This is a genomic window from Nocardia aurea, from assembly GCF_003123685.1.
Lineage (GTDB): Bacteria > Actinomycetota > Actinomycetes > Mycobacteriales > Mycobacteriaceae > Nocardia > Nocardia aurea.
Genome location: NZ_QCYJ01000084.1, coordinates 438,174 through 460,494, shown reverse-complemented (window position 1 = coordinate 460,494; position 22,321 = coordinate 438,174). Strand labels below are relative to the sequence as shown.

Annotated in this window: 5 protein-coding genes; 2 read left to right on the top strand and 3 right to left on the bottom strand. The window is 69.4% G+C overall.

Annotated elements, in window-relative coordinates:
• Positions 1–96 precede the first annotated feature (96 nt).
• Together DAT37_RS15240 and DAT37_RS15235 are read left to right on the top strand one after the other, a co-directional pair.
• On the top strand, positions 97–912 hold the full coding sequence (locus DAT37_RS15240) for an enoyl-CoA hydratase-related protein (protein WP_109525353.1): 816 nt from the start codon (positions 97–99) through the stop codon (positions 910–912).
• Between the two features lie 67 nt (positions 913–979).
• Complete coding sequence (locus DAT37_RS15235) at positions 980–2,005, top strand: SDR family oxidoreductase (protein WP_109525352.1); 1,026 nt, start codon at positions 980–982, stop codon at positions 2,003–2,005.
• A 9-nt stretch (positions 2,006–2,014) separates the two neighbouring features.
• Here DAT37_RS15235 and DAT37_RS15230 read toward each other — a convergent pair whose 3' ends face one another.
• From DAT37_RS15230 to DAT37_RS15220, 3 genes are all read right to left on the bottom strand, one after another.
• Positions 2,015–3,250, bottom strand: a complete 1,236-nt coding sequence (locus tag DAT37_RS15230) for an Nramp family divalent metal transporter (protein ID WP_109525650.1) — start codon at positions 3,248–3,250, stop codon at positions 2,015–2,017.
• Positions 3,251–3,363: 113 nt separating this feature from the next.
• Entirely contained in the window at positions 3,364–4,356 is a 993-nt protein-coding gene (locus DAT37_RS15225) for an alpha/beta hydrolase (protein WP_198654296.1), read from the bottom strand.
• Between the two features lie 182 nt (positions 4,357–4,538).
• Complete coding sequence (locus DAT37_RS15220) at positions 4,539–21,350, bottom strand: amino acid adenylation domain-containing protein (RefSeq protein WP_456320120.1); 16,812 nt, start codon at positions 21,348–21,350, stop codon at positions 4,539–4,541.
• Positions 21,351–22,321 lie beyond the last annotated feature (971 nt).

Sequence of the window (22,321 nt, the reverse complement as noted above, 5' to 3'; positions counted from 1 at the left end):
CAGCGCCGGACAACTCACCCTAAGTTAACCACAATTCGCAAAGTTAACCACTATTCGTATTACGATGCCCGCCGAACGGCAGACCAGGAGCACCAGATGAGTACGATCGATTCCGCCCCGGCGACCTCCTTCTCCGCGGTCTCCTTCTCCGCGATCAAAGACGGCAAGATCCTGCGGGTCACCATCACCAATCCCAAGCGTAAGAACGCCGTCGACTACGACACGATGGTCGCGCTCGGTGACACCTTCCTCGCGGCCGCCGACGACCGCTCGATCCGGGTCATCGTGCTGACCGGAGCGGGCGAGGATTTCTGCACCGGCGCCGACCTGTCGGCCGCCGCGGCGAACGCCCAGCGTGGCATCACCTCGGAGATGGTGATGGACACCGCCAACCGGCTTGTGAAATCGATCGTCGACTGCCCGGTCCCGGTCATCGCGCGGATCAAGGGCTCGGCGGCGGGCGTCGGCGTCGGGGTGGCGCTGGCGGCCGACCTCGTCTACGCGGACGTCGATTCCTATCTGCTGCTCGCCTTCATCAATATCGGCCTGATGCCCGACGGCGGCGCGGCGGCGATGGTCGCCGCGGCGGCCGGGCGTCCGCTCGCCGCCGAGATGGCCCTTCTCGGTGAACGGCTGCCCGCACTCGCCGCGAAGGAGGCGGGCCTGTTCACCGGTGTCCTCGCGGGCGAGGAACTCGACGCGAAGGTCGAGGCCGTCGCGGCGAAATTGGCCGCCGGGCCTCGGCGCGCACTCGAACTCACCAAGGCCGCGCTGAACGCGGCGACGCTGCCCGCACTCGACGCGGCGCTCGCGGCGGAGAAGGCCGGACAGTCCGAATTGCTGGAATCGCCCGACTTCATCGAGGGCGCGACGGCGATGCTGACCAAGCGCGCCCCGGTCTTCTCCGACTGAGCGACACCGTCCGCGAATGTGGCACCCGACACACTTCGCGGATCGCCGCCGACTATGTTGATCGGCTATGGCATACCTGGTTACCGGAGCAACTGGGTTCATCGGTCGATTCCTCGTTCCACAGTTGCTGAATCATGACGGCGATATCCACGTCCTGGTCCGCCCCGGCCTCGATTCGGCGGACCGATTCACCTGCTGCGCGCGGGAATGGGCGGCGGGCGACCGGATCCGGCCGGTCCACGGCGATCTCGGCGCGCCCGGTCTCGGCATCGCCCCGGCCTGGCTCGACGAGCACCGGGGCACCATCGATCATGTTTTCCACCTCGCGGCCGGTTACGACCTGACCCAGCGCGGCGGCGGGACGAGACATGTCGTCGACGTCGCCGCCGACCTGCGGGCGGGACTTCTGCACCACGTGTCGACCATCGAGGTGGCGGGCATGTTCGAGGGCCTGTTCACCGAGGACATGTTCGATCAGGGCCAGGTTCTCGCCACTGCGAACCAGCGCACCAAATTCGAGGCCGAACGGATCGTGCGCGAATCCGGACTCGACTGGCGTATCTACCGGCCCTCGATCGTGATCGGTCACTCCAGGACCGGCGAGATCGACCGGATCGACGGTCCCTACTACTTCTTCCGCCTGCTGCGCATGGCCGCGCAATTGCCGCGCATCCTGCCGGTGCTGGTTCCGAAACTCGGCGAGACCAATATGGTGCCGGTCGATTTCGTCGCTCGCGCGCTGGCGTACCTGGCGCACCAGGACGGCCCGAACTCGACCACCTACCACCTGGTCGATCCCCGCAGGCAGAGCGCCGCCGAGGCACTGAACCTGTTCGCCGACGAGGCCGGCTCGCCGCATCTGGTCGAGGTGATGCCCAAACGCACCCTGGAGATGGTGCTGCGCGTACCGGGTGCGCACTGGGTGCTCCCCCGCGTCGGCGTCCCGCAGGACGTGCTGGCGCACAGCGAGTTCACCTGCTGGTTCGACTGCCGACGCACCACCGCGGCATTGGCCGACACCGATATCAAGGTGCCGCCGCTGGCCGGATACGCCCCGCTGATCTGGAAGTACTGGGCCGAGAACTGGGTGTAGGGCGTCGGTTCAGCCCGTCACGGTCAGATAGATCAGCGCGACGTTGAGCAGCGAAATGATCACCGCGACGAGCCATGCCAGGGCACTGGTGACGCGGTGGTTCACGTCCGCGCCCATCAGCGCGCGGTCGGCGGTGAGCCGCACCAGCGGAATCAGGGCGAACGGGATGCCGAAGGAGAGCACGACCTGGGAGATGATCAGCGCTCGCGTCGGGTCGATTCCCGCCGCGAGCACGGCGATGGCCGGGATCAGGGTGATCAGGCGACGCAACAGCAGCGCGACCCTGCGTCGCAGCAGACCCTGCATGATCATCGCCCCGGCGTAGGCGCCGACCGAGGTGGACGCCAGTCCGGAGGCCAGCAGACCGATCGCGAGCAACAGACCGGCGACGGGGCCGAGCGCCTCGCGGACCGCCGCGTGCGCCCCTTCCAGGGTGTCGACGTTCTCGCGACCGCGCAGGGTGTTCGCGGCCATCAGCAGCATGGCCAGGTTGACGGTGCCCGCCAGCACCATGGCGAGCCCGACGTCGACGCGGGTCGCGCGCAACAGCCGGATCCGGCCGGGACCGGGCGCGGGATGGCCGTGGCGGTCCCTGGCCAGCCCGGAATGCAGGTACACCGCGTGCGGCATCACCGTCGCGCCGATCATGGCCGCCGCGAGCAGCACGCTCTCCGCGCCGTCGAAACGTGGGACCAACCCGGCTACGGCCTCCGACGCCGACGGCGGCGATATCACCACGCTCGCCAGGAATCCCACCGCGATCACCGCGAGCATGCCGATGATGACCCGTTCGAAGGGGCGTTGCCCGCGCCTGTCCTGCACGAGCAGCAACCCCATCGACACCACACCGGTGATCAGTCCGCCGACCACGAGCGGTAACCCGAACAGCAGGTGCAGGGCGATGGCCCCGCCGACGACCTCGGCCAGGTCGGTCGCCATCGCGACGGTTTCGGCCTGACCCCAGTACGCCAGGCGCACCGGTCGGCTCGCCCGCTCGCGCACCGCCTCCGGCAACGACATGCCGGTGACGAGTCCGAGTTTGGCGGAGAGGAACTGCACGAGTCCGGCCATGGCGTTCGCCATTACGATGACCCACACCAGCAGGTAGCCGAATCGCGCGCCCGCGCTGATATTGGACGCCACATTCCCGGGGTCGACGTAGGCGATGGCCGCGACGAACGCGGGTCCGAGCAGCGCGAGGAACGCTCCGGCGCGGCGCGTGGCCGGCCGGGTCCGCTCCCCCAGTGTTGTGCTCACGAAGAGAATTTTACGGTGACCCGAACTTATCGCCGCCCCCGGACGACGAACGCCCCGGCCGACCTCGAGGGGCGACCGGGGCGTAGCGGGTTTCGTCGGGGTCAGACCCCCATGCCGCGGGCCAGGGTCGGCCACGACTGGTGCAGGTCGTCCTGCCAGTAGCCCCACGAGTGCGTGCCGTTAGGACGGAAGTTGAATGTCGCCGGAATGCCGAGCTGGTCCAGCTTGGTCTGCAGGTTGTGGGTGCAGTAGTTGGTTCCGGCCTCGATCACACCGCCGATGAGCACCTGGTTGGCCAGGCCGTACGCGCCGGGCAGGGCGTAGGGGCCGTCGAGGGTGTCGTACTGGCCGGGCAGGCCGGTGCCGGTGGAGATGTAGAGCTCCAGTCCGCGCAGACCTTCCGCGTTCAGGTACGGGTCGTTCTTCTTCCACTCCTCCGAACCCTCGGGGCCCCACATGTTCAAGGTGTCGCCGCCGCCCCAGGTCTCGACGGTCAGCCGCACGAATTCCGAGCCGACCGGATCACTGGTCTGGGCGCAGCCGCTGTAGGCGGCGGCGGCCTTGTACAGGCCGGGCTTGGCGATCGGCAGCGCCAGCACCGTGGTGCCCGAGGTCGACAGGCCCGCGATACCGTTCACCCCGTTGGTGCCGAGCGCGCCGTCGACCAGCGGCGGCAGTTCCTCGGTGAAGAAGGTCTTCCACTTGTTGCGGCCCAGCGTCGGATCGTCGGCGATCCAGTCGGTGTAGTAGCTCCACTTGCCACCGATCGGCTGGATCACGTTGACGTTCTTGTCGCGCAGGAACTCGAGCGCGTCGGTCTTGGCGTTCCACGACGCCGAATCCTCGCCGCCGCCCGCGCCGTTGAGCAGATACAGGGCCGGACGCGGCACCGAGGCGTCGGCGGGGCGCTGCACGTCGACCGGGAAGGTCTCGTCCATGGCCGCCGAATACACGTAGAGCCGGATACTGCGCGAGTCCTTGATCTCGGCCTTGGTGATCTTGGAACCGTCGGGCGCGACCGGATTGGCGAGCAGCGCTTTGGAATCGATAATCGGGTCAGCGGCTGTCGCCGATGATGCGCCGAGTCCGGACATGACTGCCGCGATGGCCGCGGTCGCCGCGATGATCGCCACGGCACGGGAGCCACGGCGCCGGGTCTGTCGACGTATCAATTTCACACCTTCACTTCGTATCGGGATGACGGAGGGCCGAGCGGATCATATACGCCCGCCCAGATCCGGCCGTGCGGATCCGGCCGGGACGCCCGACCCGCGATTCAGCGTCCACCGTCACCTGCTCGCAGCAATTTGTCCAGCACCGGGCCGATTTCCACCAGCGCCTCGGGCTGGGTCATCAGCTCGTGCACCGTCGGAATCGGGTGGTCGACGACCGTGGCGGCGTAGGGCCGCCATGCCGCGATCACGTCGTGGGTGCGGCGGTCGTCGTTCGCGGCGCGGAAGTACTCGATCGTGCCGTCGAACACGCCGGGCTGGTAGGTCTGGGTGAGCCCGACCGACCGCATGGCGCTGGTGTAGATGCGACGCAGCCGGTCGGCGTTCATGCCGACCATCTCCGTCGGGATCAGCTCGTGCAACTTGACGAAATCCGCCTCGGACAGTTCGTCGAGCTGATCGATGTTCAACCCGGCGATGCCGAGTTCGGCCAGCATCTCGACCATGGTGGTCCGCCACGTGGTCAGGTCGAAACTGTGATCGCTGTCGAGCATGGCCAGCAGCGCCACCTCGTGTCCGGCCGAGCGCAGCCGCACCGCGATCTCGTGGGCGAGCACACCGCCGAGCGACCAGCCGAGCAGCCGGTACGGGCCCTGCGGCTGGGTGGCGATGATCTCGTCGGTGTAGCGCGCCGCCATCGCCGTCAGCGACTGCGGCGGCGGACCGTCCTCGGAGAGCGCGGCGGCCTGGATGCCGAAGATCGGGCGCTGTTCGTCGATGTACTGGACGAATCCGGTGTAGCACCAGGCCAGACCGTACATCGGGTGGATGCAGAACAGCGGCGGCTGGGTGCCGCTCGCGCGGATCGGCAGGACGAGTCCGAGCGCGGCATCGGATTCGGCGTCGTAGTCCAGCGTTCCCTCCTGCGCGGCGGCGAGCCGGTCGCCGAGCGCCTGCACCGTCGGAGCCAGGAAGAACCACTGCACCCGCACCTCGATACCGGTGAGCCCGCGCAACTGGTGCACGACCTTGCTCGCCACCAGGCTGGTGCCGCCGAGGGCGAAGAAATCGTCGTCGAGACCGACCCGGTCCAGGCCGAGGACATCTCCGAAGACCTCGGCCACCGTGCGCTGCATCGGCGTCACCGGGGCGCGGAAGGCCCGCGCCGCGAAATCGGGTACCGGCAACGCCTTGCGGTCGAGTTTGCCGCTGGCGTTGAGCGGCAGCGCCGGCAGCACGACCACGACGGCGGGCACCATGTACGACGGCAGTCCGGCGCGCGCGTGTTCGAGCACACTGCGCTCGGAGACGGCCCGATCGGGCGCGGCCACCACGTAGGCGACGAGACGATCGGGATCGCGCACCACCGCGACGGCCACGTGTCCGACCGAGTCGTGTTGGCGCAGCACCGTTTCTATCTCGCCGAGTTCGATGCGCTGACCGCGGATCTTGACCTGGAAATCGGAGCGCCCCAGATATTCCAGCCCGCCGCCCGAGACGCGGACGATATCGCCGGTGCGATAGAGCCGCTTGCCGCGCTGGTACGGATCGGCGACGAAACGTTCCGCGGTGAGCGCGGGCGCGCCGATGTAGCCGCGCGCCAATTGCACACCGGCCAGGTACAACTCGCCCGGTGCGCCGAGCGGCACCTGACGTAGCTGCCGGTCGAGCACGTACACCCTGGTGTTGGACACCGGAGCGCCGATCGACACCGGCGCGTTCGGATCGGCGCCGTTGACGCGCGCCGCGGTGACGACGGTCGCCTCGGCCGGGCCGTACCAGTTGTGCAGCGCGCCGGGCAGCGCGGCGTCGAAGCGGGCCACCGTCGCGGCGCCCAGTGCCTCGCCCGCGGCGAATACCCGCCGAGGCACGGCGGTCGGCAGATCCGGCGCGAGATCGAGGAAGGCGTCCAGCATCGACGGCACGAAATGCACCGTCGTCACCGATTCGCGGTCGATCAACGCGGCCAGGTAGCGCGGATCACGGTGCCCGTCCGGTTCCGCGATGACCAGTCGCGCACCGGTCTGCAAGGGCCAGAACAACTCCCACGTCGAGATGTCGAAGGTGATCGGCGTCTTGTGCAGCACCGTGTCGGTGCGGTCGTGCGGATAGGCCGACTGCGCCCAGCGGAACTGGTTGACCATCTGCCGGTGCGTGATCATCACGCCCTTGGGACGGCCGGTGGAGCCGGAGGTGTAGATGACGTAGGCCAGCGTGTCCGGCCGCACCGCCCGGCGCGCGGGCAGGTAGCCCGTGCCCGCCGCGAGCGCGCCGATATCCAGGATCGCCGTCCCGGTATCGGTCGCGAAGGCGTCGGCGGAGGTGGTGAGCACGAACGACGGCGCCGCACTCGTGAGCACGTGGTCGTTGCGTTCGACCGGATGATCCGGGTCGACCGGCACATAGCCGGCGCCGGTCTCCAGTACCGCGTAGATCGCGACGACGAGGTCGATCGACCGTCGCATCGCGACCGCGATCAGGGTTTCCGGGCCCGCGCCGTAGCGCGTCAACGCCCCGGCGAGCGCCGAGACCCGTTCGCGCAGTTCGGCGTAGGTCAGCGTGAGCTGGCCGAAGGTGACCGCGGGCGCGTCCGGTGTGCGGGCGCACTGTTCCTGGAACAGCGACACCAGGGTGGCGTCGTCGGAGGACCAGTGCACGTCGGTCCGGTTCATCGAGTCGACGACGAACCGCTCGGTGCTCAGCAGCAGATCGGTCCCGGCCAGATTCCGCTGCGGCGCGAGCACGAATTCGCTCAGCAGCATCCGCATCCGGTCGGTCAACGACTGCGCCACCGCCTCGTCCACCGTCTCGTACTGGAAGAGCACCTTGACGTGCAACTGGGTGTCCAGGTTGATCAGCAGCGTGATCGGGTAGTGGGTGAAGTTGACGGCCTTCAGGTCCACCACCGACATCCCGTCGATGGTGCTGGCCTGTTCGAGTCCCTCGGTGTCGACCGGGTAGGACTCGAACGCGATCATCGTGTCGAACAGGCCGTCGACGCCGATCCCGCGCTGGATGTCGGCCAGACCGATGTAGTGGTGATCGAGCAGCGCGGCCTGTTCGGCCTGCAAGGCGCTCAGCATCTCCCGCACGGTCCAGCGCGGATCGAACCGGACCCGCACCGGAATGGTGTTGACGAACAGGCCGACCATCGAGTCGATCCCGTCCAACTGCGGCGGGCGTCCCGACACGGCGGCGCCGAAGACCGCCTCGTCGCGATCGGTGCTGCTCGCGATCACCATCGCCCACGCCGCCTGGACGACGGTGTTGATGGTGACCCCGGTGTCGGTGGCGAGCGCGGCCAACGCCGTCGTCTCCTCCGGCGGCAGCGTGAAACCGGTCGTCCCGACACCGACCACCGGCGCCTGCGGTGCGGGCAGCGCGGGGATCAGCGGTGTCGGCTCCAGGCCCGCCAACGCGTCGGTCCAGGCGCGCAGCGCCGCGTCCTGATCCTGTTTGTGCAGCCAGGCCAGGTAATCGCGGTAGGGCCGCACCCTCGGCAGCAACGCCGGATCGCCGCGCAGCGCGTACAGCGCGAGCAGATCCTTCATCAGCAGCGGCATCGACCAGCCGTCGAGCAGGATGTGGTGGGTGGTCAGGGTCAGGAAACTGCGCCCCGACACCGTGCGGTGCATGGAGAACCGCACCAGCGGCGCGACCGAGGGATCGAATCTGCGCTTCTGGTCGTCGGCGAGAACCTCGGGCATCTCCTCGTCCGGCACCCCGTCGAAGGCCTGCCACGGCACGTCGACCGAATCCACCACGAGTCCGACCGGCGTGCCGTCCGAGGTGCTGACGAACGCCGTGCGCAGCGTGGCGTGCCGGTCGAGCACGGCCTGGGCGGCGCGTTTCATCCGGTTGATGTAGATGCGGCCGGTCAGTTCGAGGGTGAACTGCATGACGTAGTCGTCGACGGTGGACGCGCTGAGTTCGCTGAGGAACAGCAGTCCGGACTGCAACGGCGACAGCGGCACCACGTCGGCCAGACCCGGCCGCTCGGAGCGCCACCTGTCGAGTTCGGCCTGGGTGACCTCGACCAACGGGGTGTCGGAGGGGGTGAGGCCGCCCGCCGAGACATCCTCGGTGTGCCGGGCGAGCGCGGTCAGCGCGCCGACCCAGTCGTCGGCGAGTTCGCGCACCGCGGGCTCATCGATCACCTCGGACGCGTAGAGGAAGGTGACGTCCATCTGCGGGCCCGCGTCGGTGTCGTTGACGATGGCGTTGATGTCGACGACGGCGGCCGCCGACATCCCGTGATCCTGGTCGGGACTGTGCTGGCCGACCTCGCCGGTCGGCATCCAGCCGAGTGCGGTCAGGCCCTCCGGCACACCTCCGGCCGAGACCCGGCCGAGGTAGTTGAAGCTGATCTGGCCGATCCGATCGCTGAGCCGCCCCGCGCTCTCCCGGTTGAGGTGGCGCAGCAGTCCGTAGCCGATGCCCTTGTCCGGCACCCGGAGCAGCTGTTCCTTGACCGCCTTGACCGCGTCGCCGGTGGCGGCGCCACCGTCGAACATGGTGCTGAGATCCACCGTGCTCAGATCGAGCGACACCGGGTAGATGCTGGTGAACCAGCCGACGGTCCTGGTGAGATCCGCGCCGGGCAGCACCTCCTCCTCGCGGCCGTGGCCCTCCAGTTTGACCAGGGTGCGCGGCGCGTCGATGCCGCGGCGGGCCCGCCAGGCCCGCACCGCCATCGCGAGCGCGGCGAGCAGTCCGTCGTTGACCCCGCCGCGGTAGAGCGCGGGGACCTTGGTCAGCACGGCGTCGGCGACATCGACCGGGATCCGGACCTGGACCCGGCGCACCGTCGCCTGGGTGTCGAAGGTCGGGTCGAGCATCCGGCTGCCGAGCAGCGGATCCGGCGTGGACGTCACGTCCTGCCAGAAGTCGATCTCGTCGCGGCGACTCGGCGAGGCGGCGAGTTCGACCAGGCCGTGCGCCCAGCGCCGGAACGAGGTGCCGTTGTCGGGCAACACGATCGGCTGTCCGGCCGCGAGCTGGGACCAGGCCGTCGCCAGGTCGGGAATGATGATGCGCCACGAGACGCCGTCGATCGCGTAGTGGTGCGCGGCCACGGCGAGCACATCCCTGGCGTCGGGACGATGCAGCCAGGTGAAGGCCAGCATCCTGCCCTCACCGGGATCGAGCGCGTCGACGGTCTCCTCCATGGCGGAGGCGGCGATGCGCTGGAGTTCGTCCTCGGTCACCCCGGCGGGCACATCGATACGCCCGACCAGGTCGGCCGGGACGATCGCGCCCGGCGGCAATGTCTCGAATCGCCACTCGCCGTTGATATGACGCACCCGCGAGCGCAGCACGTCGTGATGGTCGAGCACCGCGGCGATGGTCGCGAGCAGACCGTCGGTGTCGATCTCCTCCGGCAGGCCGAGCACCATGCTCTGGAAGAAACGGCCGAAGGAACCGTGGGCGAGATAGGCGGACAGCACCGGTGTCAGCGGCACGTCGCCGATACCGGCGCCCGCCAGTTCGTCGAGCACGACCGGCGCGTTGTCGGCGGCGTTGACGGCCACCCTGGCCAGCCCGGCGACGGTGCGCTGCTCGAAGACGTCACGCGGGGAGAAGACGATGCCCGCCGCCTTGGCCCGCGACACCAGCTGGATCGACAGGATGCTGTCGCCGCCGACGGAGAAGAACGAGTCGTCGACGCCGACCTGTTCCAGGCCGAGCACCTGCGCGAACAGTTCGGAGATCCGCGCTTCCACATCGCCGATCGGCTCGCGCGTCTCGGTGGTGGTGAAAGTCGGCGCGGGCAGCGCGCGACGGTCGAGTTTGCCGTTGGCGGTCAACGGGATCGCGTCGATCACGACGAAAGCCGAAGGCACCATGTAGCCGGGCAGCAGCGTGCCCGCGCCCTCGCGCACCGCCTCGGTGTCGAGCGCGGCGCCCGGATCGCCGACCAGGTAGGCGACGATGCGCTGATCCCCCGGCTTGTCCTCGCGCACCACCACCGCGGCCTGACGCACCCGATCCTGGGCGAGGACCGCGGCCTCGATCTCGCCGAGTTCGATACGGAAACCGCGGACCTTCACCTGATCGTCGGCGCGACCCAGGTATTCCAGGTCGCCGTCGGCGTTCCAGCGGGCCATATCGCCCGAGCGATACAGCTGCGCGCCCGGCTCGCCGTACGGGTCGGCCACGAACCGGCCCGCGGACAGCGCGGGCCTGCCGAGGTAGCCGCGCGCGAGTTGCGTTCCGGCGACGTAGATCTCGCCGGGCACCCCGGCCGGCACCGGCCGCAGCCTGGTGTCGAGCAGGTAGGTGCGCAGGCCGCGGATGGCGCGGCCGATGACGCTGCCGTCCGCGACGGCCACCGACGCGGCGTCGAGCGCGCGGTAGGTGACGTGCACGGTCGTCTCGGTGATGCCGTACATGTTCACCAGGCGCGGCGCGTTGTCCTCGTACCTGCTGTACCAGTCGGCCAGCCTGCGCAATTCGAGCGCCTCACCGCCGAAGACGATGTAGCGCAACGACAGCGGCTCGGCGTCGGGTCCGGCCACCCGGTCCGCCTCGGCCAGTTGGTAGAAGGCCGACGGGGTCTGGTTGAGCACCGTGACCCGTTCGCGGCGAAGCAGTTCGAGGAACTGCTCGGGCGAACGCGAGACGTAGTAGTCGACGACGACGAGGGTGCCGCCGTAGAGCAGCGGACCCCACAGTTCCCACACCGAGAAGTCGAACGCGTAGGAGTGGAACATCGTCCACACGTCGTCGCGGTCGAAACCGAAGTCGGGTTCGGTGTTGGCGAACAGTTTCACCACGGTCCGGTGCGGAACCCGCACGCCCTTGGGGCGGCCGGTCGAGCCCGAGGTGTAGATGACGTAGGCGATGGTGTCCGGGGTCAGCGGATGACGGCGTTCGGCGTCGGCGATGGTCGACGCGTCGTAGAAGGACAGGTCGAGCCGGTCGATCTCCAGGATCGGCAGGCCCTGCGGCAGCGCGATCTCTCGATCGGCGTGGGTCAGCACGCAGACCGGGCGCGCGTCGTCGATCATGTAGGCGATGCGGTCGGCCGGATAGGTGGGATCCACCGGGAGGTATCCCGCGCCCGCCTTGACCGTCGCCAGCAGCGCGACGACCAGTTCGAGCGAACGCGGCAGCGCCACCGCGACCAGCGTCTCCGGACCCGCGCCCGCCTCGATCAGCTTGCGGGCCAGGCGATTGGACTGGTCGTCGAGCTCGGCGTAGTCGAGGCGGGTCTGCTCGAAGACGACCGCGGTACGGCCGGCGTTCTCCAGCGCGGCCAGGTCGAACAGGTCGACCAGCGTGGTCTCCAGTCCCACATCCGGGCCGGAGGAACTCCACTCGCGCAGCACCTGTTCGCGCTCGGTGTCGGTCAGCAGTTCGATATCGCCGACGGGGGTGCGCGGCCGGTCGGCGATCGCGCCGAGCAGACGCTGGAAGCGGTCGGCGAATCCGGCCGCCGTGGCCGGGTCGTACAGATCCGTCGCGTAGGACAGGTGGCACGACAGCACGTCGGCGCCGTCGGCGTCCACGGTCTCGAAAACCGTCAGCGACATGTCGAATTTCTCGACGGCGGCGTCGAATTCGACCGTGCCCGCACGCAATCCCGGCAGTTCGAAGGACCCGCCCGGCAGGTTCTGGAAGGCCAGGATCACCTGGAACAGCGGCGAACGATTGGTCGAGCGCTCCGGCTCCAGGACGTCGACGAGCCGTTCGAACGGGATGTCGGCGTGCGCGAGTGCGGCGATATCGGTCTCGCGCTGCCTGGCGACCAGGTCGGTGAAGGTCTCGCCCGCCCTGATCTCGCTGCGCAGCACGACGGTGTTGACGAACATGCCGATCAGGTCGTCGATGGCGGCGTCGCCGCGACCGGCGACGGGGGTGCCGATCGCGATGTCCTCCGCACCGGAGATCCTGCCGAGCAGGACCGCGAGGGCGGAATGCACCACCATGAACAGTGTCGCGTTCTGCGCGCGCGCCACCTGGGCGAGCGCGGCCCGCACCGGGGCGTCGACCACGAATTCGACCGAAGCGCCACGCTGACTCGGTACGTTCGGGCGCGGCCGGTCGCCCGCCACCGTGGATTCCTCCGGCAGCCCGGACAGTTCCCGCCGCCAGAAGGCGATCTGTTGGCCCGCCAGCGATTCCGGATCGTCCTCGGCGCCGAGGACGGCCCGCTGCCAGATGCTGAAATCGGCGTACTGCACCGGAAGTTGGTCCCACGCCGGTGCGGCGCCCGCGGCCCGCGCGGCGTAGGCGGTCATCACGTCGCGGGTCAGCGGGCCCATCGACCAACCGTCACCGGCGATGTGATGGACGACGAAGACCACGACGTGATCGTCGAGGGCCGCGTTCACCCGGAACAGGGCCACCCGCAACGGGATCTCGGCGGACACGTCGAAGCCCGCGCCGATCACCTCCGCGACCCGGCCGAACAGTTCGGATTCGCTCACCACGACCGGATCCACCCGGGGCACCGACTGCGCGGCGGGCATGATCACCTGAACGGGCCCATCGGCGGTCTGGGGGTAGCTGGTCCGCAGGATCTCGTGCCTGGCGACCACATCGGCCACCGCCTGGCGCAGGGCGTCCAGGTCGAGGACACCGGTCAGCCGGACGGCGACCGGGATGTTGTAGGTCGCCGAGGCCGTGTCGAATTGGTTCAGGAACCACATGCGTTGCTGCGCCAGCGACAGCGGCACCTTGCCCGGCCGCGGCTTGGCGACCAGCTTCGGCCGTGCCGAGGCGGCCAGCGTCGCGACCCGCGCGGCCAGTGCCTCCACCGTCGGCGCCTCGAACACCAGCCGGACGGGCACCGCGACGTCGAGCGCGGCGCTCAGGCGAGCCGTCACGCGGGTGGCGATGAGCGAATTGCCGCCGAGGGCGAAGAAATCGTCGTCGACGCCGACCTGGTCGAGTCCGAGCACCTCGGCGTAGACCTCGGTCACCGCCTGCTCCGCCTCGGTCGCGGGCGCGCGGAAGGTCATGGTCTCGAAAACCGGTTCGGGCAGCGCCCTTCGGTCCAGTTTGCCGACCGGGGTCAGCGGGATCGTGTCGAGCACCATGATCGAGGTCGGCACCATGTGCGCGGGCATCCGCTGCTGGGCGTAGGCGGTCAGCGCCGCGATATCGACCGATTGTCCCGGCGCGGGGTGCACGTAGGACACGAGCGCGGTCGCCCCGCTGGCCAGTTTGCGGCCGACGGTCACCGCGAAATCGATGGTGTCGTGATCGGCGAGCACGGCGTCGATCTCGCCCAGTTCGATGCGGAAACCGCGCACCTTCACCTGGAAGTCGTTGCGTCCGACGAATTCGATCTCGCCGCCGGGGGTCCAGCGGACGATGTCGCCGGTGCGATACATCCGGCCACGGCGCAGCCACGGACCGGCCACGAAACGCCCCGCCGTCAGGCTCGGACGCCGGTGGTAACCGTCGGCCACCTGGTCACCGGCGATGTACAGCTCGCCGGACACGCCGACCGGCACCGGCCGCAGGCGCTCGTCGAGCACCCATTCGGTCACGCCGCGAATCGGCGCGCCGATCGTCACCGGAATGCCGGGGGCCAGCGGTTCGCTGAAGTTGACGATGATGGTGGTCTCGGTCGGACCGTAGGCGTTGTGGAACTGCCTGCCGTCAACGGCCCAGCGGCGCACCAGATCCGGGGACCAGGTCTCGCCACCGGTGAAGACCGCGCGCAGGTCGGTGAGCCCGGTCGGGTCCAGCGAGGCCAGCGCGGCGGCGGTGATGAACATGTGGGTGACCCGCTCGGACCGCAGCAGATCGGTCAGGTCCGCACCGCCGTAGACGTCGGTCGGGACGACGACCATGGTGGCGGCCGCGCCGGTGGCGAGCAGCAGTTCCAGTACCGCGCCGTCGAAACTCGGCGTCGCGAAATGCAGTGTGCGCGAATCCTGGTCGACCGCGAAACGCTCACGCTGTTCGGCGTTGTAGCCGGCGAGTCCGGCGTGGGTCACCGCGACGCCCTTGGGCACGCCGGTGGATCCGGAGGTGTAGACCATGTAGGCCACGTTCGACGCGCGGATCGGACGGATCCGGTTGGCATCGCCGATGGGAGCGCCGCTGCGGCGCTGGATGGCGATCTCGAAATCCTGGTCGTCGAGGATCAGCCAGTCGATGTCGTCGCCGAAATCGGGGCGGACCTCCTGGACCGTCAGACCGAGGATCGCACCGGAGTCGGCGAGCATGTGCGCGACCCGCTCCGGCGGGTAGTTCGGGTCGACCGGGACGAAACCGGCGCCGGTTTTCGCCACCGCCCAGAACGACAGCACCGATTCCAGCGATCGCGGGATGCCGATCGCGACCAGATCGCCCGGGCCGATACCCCGTTCGATCATCTCGCGCGCCAGACGTGAAGAGCGCGCGTCCACTTCGCGGTAGGTGAGCGTGCGCGCGCCGTCCCGGATCGCCGCGCCGTCCGGATTGCGGAGGGCGGCCGCGGCCAGGATGTCGGGCAGCATTCCGGTTTCGGTGCTGGCCGGACCGCTCATCCGGCCGAGCCGGTCGAGTTCGGTGTCCGACAGCAGGCGCAGATCACCCACGGCGGTCCGCGGGCTGGCCACGATCTCACGCAGCAGCCGCACGAAACGCTCGGCGAAACCGCGCACCGTCGCGGCGTCGAAGATGTCGCGGGCGTAGGTCAGTTCGCCTGCCATGCCGTCGGAACCGCTGTCGCCGCCGGAACCCTCGACCACGGTCAACTGCATGTCGAAACGTTCGATATCGACGGGCGCGTCCAGACCGCGCACGCTCAGGCCGGGCAGCTGGAAATCACCGGCGGGCAGGTTCACGAAGGACAGCGCCACCTGGAACAGCGGGGTCCGTCCGGTCGAACGCGACGGGGCGAGGACCTCGACCAGCTGCTCGAACGGGATATCGGCGTTCGCGAAGGCCGCGAGATCGTCCTCGCGCTGCCTGGCCAGCAGGGCGGTGAACGGTTCACCGGGATCCAGGGCGGTGCGCAGTACCACCGTGTTGACGAACATGCCGATGACATCGTCGAGTTCGGCCGCGCCGCGACCGGCGATCGGGGTGCCGATGGCGACATCGTTGGTTCCCCCCATGCGCGCCAGCGCCACGGCGAGCACGGTGTGCACGACCATGAACACGGTCGCGTTCGCCGAACGCGCCAAATCCCGCAGACCGCGGTGGGTTTCGGCGTCGACCCGGAAACTCACCGCGCCGCCCTGGTAGGACTGGGCGACCGGTCGCGGCCGGTCCAGCGGCAGCGTCGATTCCTCCGGCAGACCCGCGAGCGTGGTCTTCCAGAATTCGATCTGCTTGGCCGCCAACGAATCCGGGTCGTCGATCGCGCCGAGCAGACCGCGCTGCCACAGCGTGTAGTCGGCGTACTGCACGGGCAGTGGCGCCCAATTCGGCGGCACACCCTGCGACCGTGCGGCGTAGGCGGCCATCACGTCGCGGGTCAGCGCGCCGAGCGACCAACCGTCGGCGGCGATGTGGTGCACCACGACGAGCAGGACGTGCTCGTCCGGTGTGCCGTCGACCTGGAACAGCGCCATCCGCAACGGGATCTCGGTGGAGACGTCGAATCCGGCGCCCGCGATCTCGGCGACGCGCTCGTAGAGCCGGTCCTCGTCGACGACGATCGGCTCGACCAGCGGCGCGGCCTGCGCGGGCGACAGGATCTCCTGCCGTGGCCCCCGGTCGCTCTGCGGGTAGCGGGTCCGCAACGTCTCGTGCCTGGTGACGATGTCGGCGGCCGCGGCGCGCAGCGCGGCGACGTCGAGTGTTCCGGTCAGCTGCACCGCGACCGGCAGGTTGTAGGCCGCGGCGGTGGTGTCGAACTGGTTGAGGAACCACATGCGCTGCTGTGCCAGCGACAGCGGCACCAGGTCCGGGCGCGGTCCCGCGACCAGGGCGGGACGGCCGCCCTCGGTGAGTTCGACCCGGTTCGCCAGCCCGGCGACGGTGGAGTGCTCGAAGATCAGCCGGACCGGGACGCGGGTGTCGAGCGCGTCGCCGAGCCGCGCGGCGACCCTGGTCGCACTGAGTGAGTTGCCGCCGAGTTCGAAGAAGTCGTCGTCGCGCCCGACGCGTTCCACACCGAGCACCTCGGCGTATACCTGCGCGACCGCTTCCTCGATCGTGGTGGTCGGCGCGGCGAAGGCCTTCGCCTCGAACTGCGGGGCGGGCAGCGCCTTGCGATCCAGTTTGCCGGAGGTGTTGAGCGGGAAGGCGTCCAGTACCAGCACCGTCGCGGGCACCATGTAGGCGGGCAGGACGGCGGCGATCTCGGCACGCAGGCCGACAGGGTCGGGGTCGTGTCCCGGGGCGGGGACCACGTAACCGACCAGCTGATCACCGGTCGGCCCGCTCGCGACGACGGCGACGGCCTGGCTGACCGATTCCGACGCGAGCAGCGCGGTCTCGATTTCGCCCAGCTCGATGCGCTGGCCACGGAATTTCACCTGGAAGTCGGTGCGGCCCAGATAGTCCAGCACGGACCTGCCGTCCTCGGCGAGCCGCCAGACGACGAGGTCGCCGGTCCGGTACATGCGCTCGCCGAAGCCGAAGGGGTTGGCGACGAACCGGTCCGAGGTCAGGTCGGGGCGACGGACGTAGCCGCGCGCCAACTGGTCACCGGCCAGATACAACTCGCCGACGACGCCCGCGGGCACCACGCGCAGACTCGAATCCAGGACGTAGACCTGGGTGTTCCACTGCGGAAGGCCGATGGGCACCGACGTGCTCGCCGTCGCGTCGGCCTGCCAGTAGGTGACCGAGACCGCGGCCTCGGTGGGGCCGTACAGGTTGTGCAGGGCGGCGTCGGACACGGCGGCGAAGGCGGCCACCGTCTCCGGCGGCAGGGCCTCGCCGATCGCGAAGACGTGCCGCAGCGAGGTCAGCAGTTCGGGCCTGGCGTGCGCGGCGAACACCGACAGCATCGACGGCACGAAATCGGTCACCGTGACCTGGTGGGCGGCGATGGTCTCCGCGACGTACTCGGGATCGCGGTGACCGTCGGGGGTGGCGACGACGAGTTTCGCGCCCGCCCGCAGCGGCATGAAATAGCCCCACAGCGACACGTCGAAGGTGGTCGCGGTCTTCTGGAGGTACACATCCCCCGGACCGAGCGGATACTCGCCCAGCATCCAGGCGATCTGGTTGTGGATCGCGCCGTGCGATACCGCGACGCCCTTCGGCCTGCCCGTCGAGCCCGAGGTGAAGATCACGTAGGCAGGATGATGCGTCAGCACCTGACGCGAGAGTTCGGCGATACGCACCGGGCGGTCGTCGAACCCGGACAGATCGACATCGTCGATCAGCACCGTCCGCGCGCTCTGCGGCACCGAGGCGGCGTCGGCCACCGTGCTCAGCACGCACACCGGCTGCGCGGTATCGAGGATGTGGCCGATGCGCTCGGCCGGATGATCCGGATCGAGCGGTACGTAGGCGCCGCCCGCGGTGACGATCGCGTACATGCCGACCACGAGATCGATCGAGCGGCGGATCGCGAGACCGACCAGCGATTCCGAGCCGACGCCCTGCGAGATCAGCAGGCGCGCGAGGCTGTTGACCCGCGCGTCGAATTCGCGGTAGGTCAGTTCGACGCCCCCGTAGGCGATCGCGACCGCGCCGGGATTCGCGGCCACCGTCCGGTGATAGGTGTCGAGCAGCAGTTCCGAGCGAACCCGGTGCCGAGTGTCGTTGCGGTCGAGCAGGATACGGTCGCGCTCGACGGGCGCGAGCAGTTCGATGGCGCCGACCTGACGTTCGGGATCGGCGACGACCGCGGTGAGCACACGGATCAGCCGCTCGGCGAACTGCGCGACCGAGGCTTCGTCGAAAAGATCTGTCGCATAGGTGAACAGCGCGGACAGACCGGCCGGGACACCGCCCTCGGTCTTCGGCTCCAGGGTCAGCTGGAGATCGAATTTCGCCACCGCGCCGTCGAGTTCGACGACCTGGGCGGAAAGTCCCGGCAGTTCCAGCGTCGCGCTGTCCATGTTCTGGAAGAACAGGGCGACCTGGAACAGCGGATGATGCGATTGCGAGCGCACCGGGTCGAGCACCTCGACCAGACGCTCGAACGGCAACTCGGCGTGGGAGAACCCGCTGAGATCGGTATCCCTGGTCGCGTGCAGCAGATCGAGGAACGACACACCCCGGTCGACGCGCGTGCGCAGCACCAGCGTGTTGACGAACATGCCGATCAGGTCGTCGAGCAGGCGCTCACCGCGACCCTCCACCGGGGTGCCGATGGTGACGTCGTCGGTATTGGCCAGGCGAGCCAGCAGCACGGCCAGCGCCGCGTGCACCACCATGAACAGCGAGGCGCCGCTGTCCTGGGCCAACTCGTTCAACTCGGCGTGGACGCGGGCCGGGATCTCGAAGGCGTAGGTCGCGCCGCGCCCGGATGCCACCGCGGGCCTCGGCCGGTCGGTCGGCAGTTCGAGTCGGTCGGGGATACCGGCGAGGGCGGTCCGCCAGTACTCGACCTGCGCGGCGGCCACGGACGCCGGATCGCGTTCGTCACCGAGGACGCGGCGCTGCCACAGCGTGTAATCGGCGTACTGCACGGGCAGCGGCATCCAGCGGGGTTCGACGCCCGCCGCGCGCGCCATGTAGGCGGCCATCAGATCCCGCACCATGGGTGCGATCGACGCGCCGTCGGCGGCGATGTGGTGCACCACGACCGCGACGACGTAATCGCCTGACCCCAGCGAGGCCAGACCGATGCGCAGCGGCACTTCGGTGGCGACGTCGAATCCGGTCAGCGCCGAACTCAGCAGCCAGTCGCGCAGTTCCGACTCCGACACCTGCTGCGGCGTCAGATCCGGCAGCGCTTTGGCGACCGGCAGGATGGACTGGTAGCCCGTGCCGTCGACGGCCGGATAGACCGTGCGCAGTGATTCGTGCCGTCCTATGAGGTCGGCGACCGCGGTCTGGAGCGCGGAGACATCCAGCGCGCCGGACAGCCGGATCGCGAACGGGATGTTGTTGGCGGCCGATTCGGGATCGAAGCGGTTCAGGAACCACATCCGCTGCTGTGCCAGCGAGAGCGGAATCCGCTCGGGCCGTACCGCCACCTCGAGCGCGGGACGTCGCCCTGAGCCCTCGTAGTCGCTCAGTCGCTGCGCGAGCGCGGCCACCGAGGACGCTTCGAAGAGCAGTCGCGCGGGGATCTGCGAGTCCAGGGCCGCGCCGAGCCGTGCGATGGCGCGGGTGGCGATCAGGGAGTTGCCGCCGAGGGCGAAGAAATCGTCGTCGGCGCCGATCTCGCGATCGATGTCGAGCAGTTCGGCGAAGACGGCGGCGACCGTGATCTCGGTACGGCCGGTCGGCGCGCGGAATTCCTTGGCGCGCAACTGAGGTTCCGGCAGCGCGGTCCGATCCAGTTTGCCCGAGGGGGTCAGCGGGATGGTGTCGAGCACCATGACGGTGGTCGGCACCATATGTGCGGGCAGACTACGTTCGGCGTAGGCGGTCAGCGCGTCGACGTCCACCCGCGCTCCGGGGGCGGCATGGACGTAGGAGACGAGAATCGTGGCGCCGGTATCGAGGGTGTGCCCGATGGTCGCGGCGAAATCGACCGTGTCGTGTTCGGCCAGCATCGCGTCGATCTCGCCGAGCTCGATCCGGAAACCACGGACCTTCACCTGGAAATCGTTGCGGCCCAGGTGTTCCAGCTCACCCGCCGGGGTGAAGCGCACCAGATCGCCGGTGCGGTAGAGCCGGGAACCGTTCGGGTCGAACGGATTCGCGACGAACCGGGCGGCGGTCAGCGACGCGCGGCGGTGATAGCCGCGCGCGAGCTGCGCGCCCGCGATGTACAGCTCACCGGTGACCCCGGTCGGCACCCGCGCCAGGCGATCGTCGAGCACGTATTCGGTGGTCCCGCGGATCGGGCCGCCGATGGAGATCGGGTCGCCCGGCAGCAGCGCGGGACTGATGTTGACCACCATCGAGGTCTCGGTGGGACCGTACATATTGAAGAAGTCGCGCGTCGCGCCGCCCGCGACGGGCTGGGCCCACCGGCGCGGCAGATCGGGCGAGCAGGCCTCGCCGCCCACGCCGACCACCCGGAGGTCGTCGAGTCCGGTCGGATCGATCGAGGCGAGGGCGGCGGGGGTGATGAAGGCGTGGCTGACCCGTTCACGGCGCAGCAGTGCCGCGAGTTCGGCGCCGCCGTACACCGTCGGCGCGACGACCACCATGGTCGCGCCCGCGCCGACCGCGAGCAGCAGTTCCAGCACCGACGCGTCGAAAGACGGCGAGGCGAAGTGCAGCGTGCGTGATTCGCCGGTCACCCGGAGCCGATCGCGCTGTTCGTCGCTGAAATTCGACAGCCCGGTATGGGTGACGACCACGCCCTTGGGCAATCCGGTCGACCCCGAGGTGTAGATGACATAGGCCGGGTGTTCGGCGCGCAGCGGCCGCACCCGATCGGCGTAGGTGACCTGCTCCGAGGACTGCCGGGCGAGTTCATCGGCGAGTCCGGGCGCGTCCATGACCAGCCAGCGCACCCGGTCCGGCAATCCGGCGGCGACCGAGGCGACCGTCACCCCGAGTGTCGCGCCGGAGTCGGTGACCATGTGTTCGATGCGATCGGCCGGGTAGTTCGGGTCGACCGGGACGAAACCCGCGCCGGTCTTGGCCACCGCCCACACCGCGAGCACCGATTCCAGCGACCGCGGCACCCCCACCGCGACCAGATCTTCCGGACCGATCCCCTGCGCGATCAGCAGGCGAGCCAGCCGGGTGGAACGTTCGTCGAGTTCGGCGTAGGTCAGTTCGGCGAGCGTCGACTCGGCGTCGGCGAAACGCACGGCGACCCGGCCCGGATCGGCCTCGACCGCTCCGACCAGCAGCTGCGGCAGCGTTTTGACGCGCGCCCGTGGAGTCCGGGTGGGGCGCGTCCGGGTGGGGCGCGTCATGCCTGCACCCGGCCCCATGTCGCGTACCGGCGACCCAAGTCCACCCGAATCATCTAGCAGCTCACCCAATCCATCTATCCACGCTCGGTCGTGCGCGCCCCTTTGCCCACTTCGTGTGCATCGTAGAGATAAGCCACGATCGTTACCAGACACGTCACAGGCCCCGGGGTCCTGTGCGGAACAAGTGTTCGAGGTTACGCGGGGCCTCCAACAGCGGCAACAACGGGGGCGAACGCCCGCCGGAGCCTCGCCGATCACCGGTCGCGGCGACCGTCCGAGGGGTTGCCCGCGCCGGTCGCGGCCGTGCCGAATCGGGGTGCCCGATACGGGAGGGATCCGGCGGTCGTGGGCGAACGGCCGTTCCGGGGCGCGTCGGCCACCGGCGAGCGACCCCGCCGACCGTCCGGGGCGGGCGTCCGCGAGCAGACCGTCGCCTCCGGGGCGGGGCACCCGCCCGTTCCGTCGTCCACGGCGGGGCGAGTCCGTTCACCGACCCCGAGAGTGCCGAGCATCACATTCCGCGCCGAGGCTCATGAGTGGGTCGACGGTATTTGTGGCGCACCACACCTCCGCCCACACGGAGTCGGGATCGGCCACTACGGAGCCTCCCGCGTCCGCCGGACGGTCACATCCTCGATCGCGTCGTCGTCCGCGCCAGAGGGGCCGCGTCGAGCAGCAGGCAGGCGGAGTCCAAGGACGCGGTGCCCACATCCACCACCGGTCGGTTTCGCGCGGTCACCGTCGTCGCCGCGATCACGCACCCCCGAGCGACCGCCGGAGCCAATCCACCGCCGGTCAATCCGAGCAGTCACCGTCGTCGCCCGCGCTTACGCTCCCCCGAGCTACCGCCAGAGCCCATCCACACCGATCGGTTTCGAGCGGTCACCGTCGTCGCCCGCGATCACGGTCCCCGGAGCCACCGCCGGAGCCACTTCGGCCCGAGCGGACGAGGACACCACCCGTCTCCGTTATATGGGGGGTTCACACCG

Coding starts and splice junctions, on each gene's coding strand:
- DAT37_RS15240 (WP_109525353.1), top strand. CDS start 97: ATGAGTACGATCGATTCCGCCCCGGCGACCTCCTTCTCCGCGGTCTCC.
- DAT37_RS15235 (WP_109525352.1), top strand. CDS start 980: ATGGCATACCTGGTTACCGGAGCAACTGGGTTCATCGGTCGATTCCTC.
- DAT37_RS15225 (WP_198654296.1), bottom strand. CDS start 4,356: ATGTCCGGACTCGGCGCATCATCGGCGACAGCCGCTGACCCGATTATC.
- DAT37_RS15220 (WP_456320120.1), bottom strand. CDS start 21,350: ATGGGGCCGGGTGCAGGCATGACGCGCCCCACCCGGACGCGCCCCACC.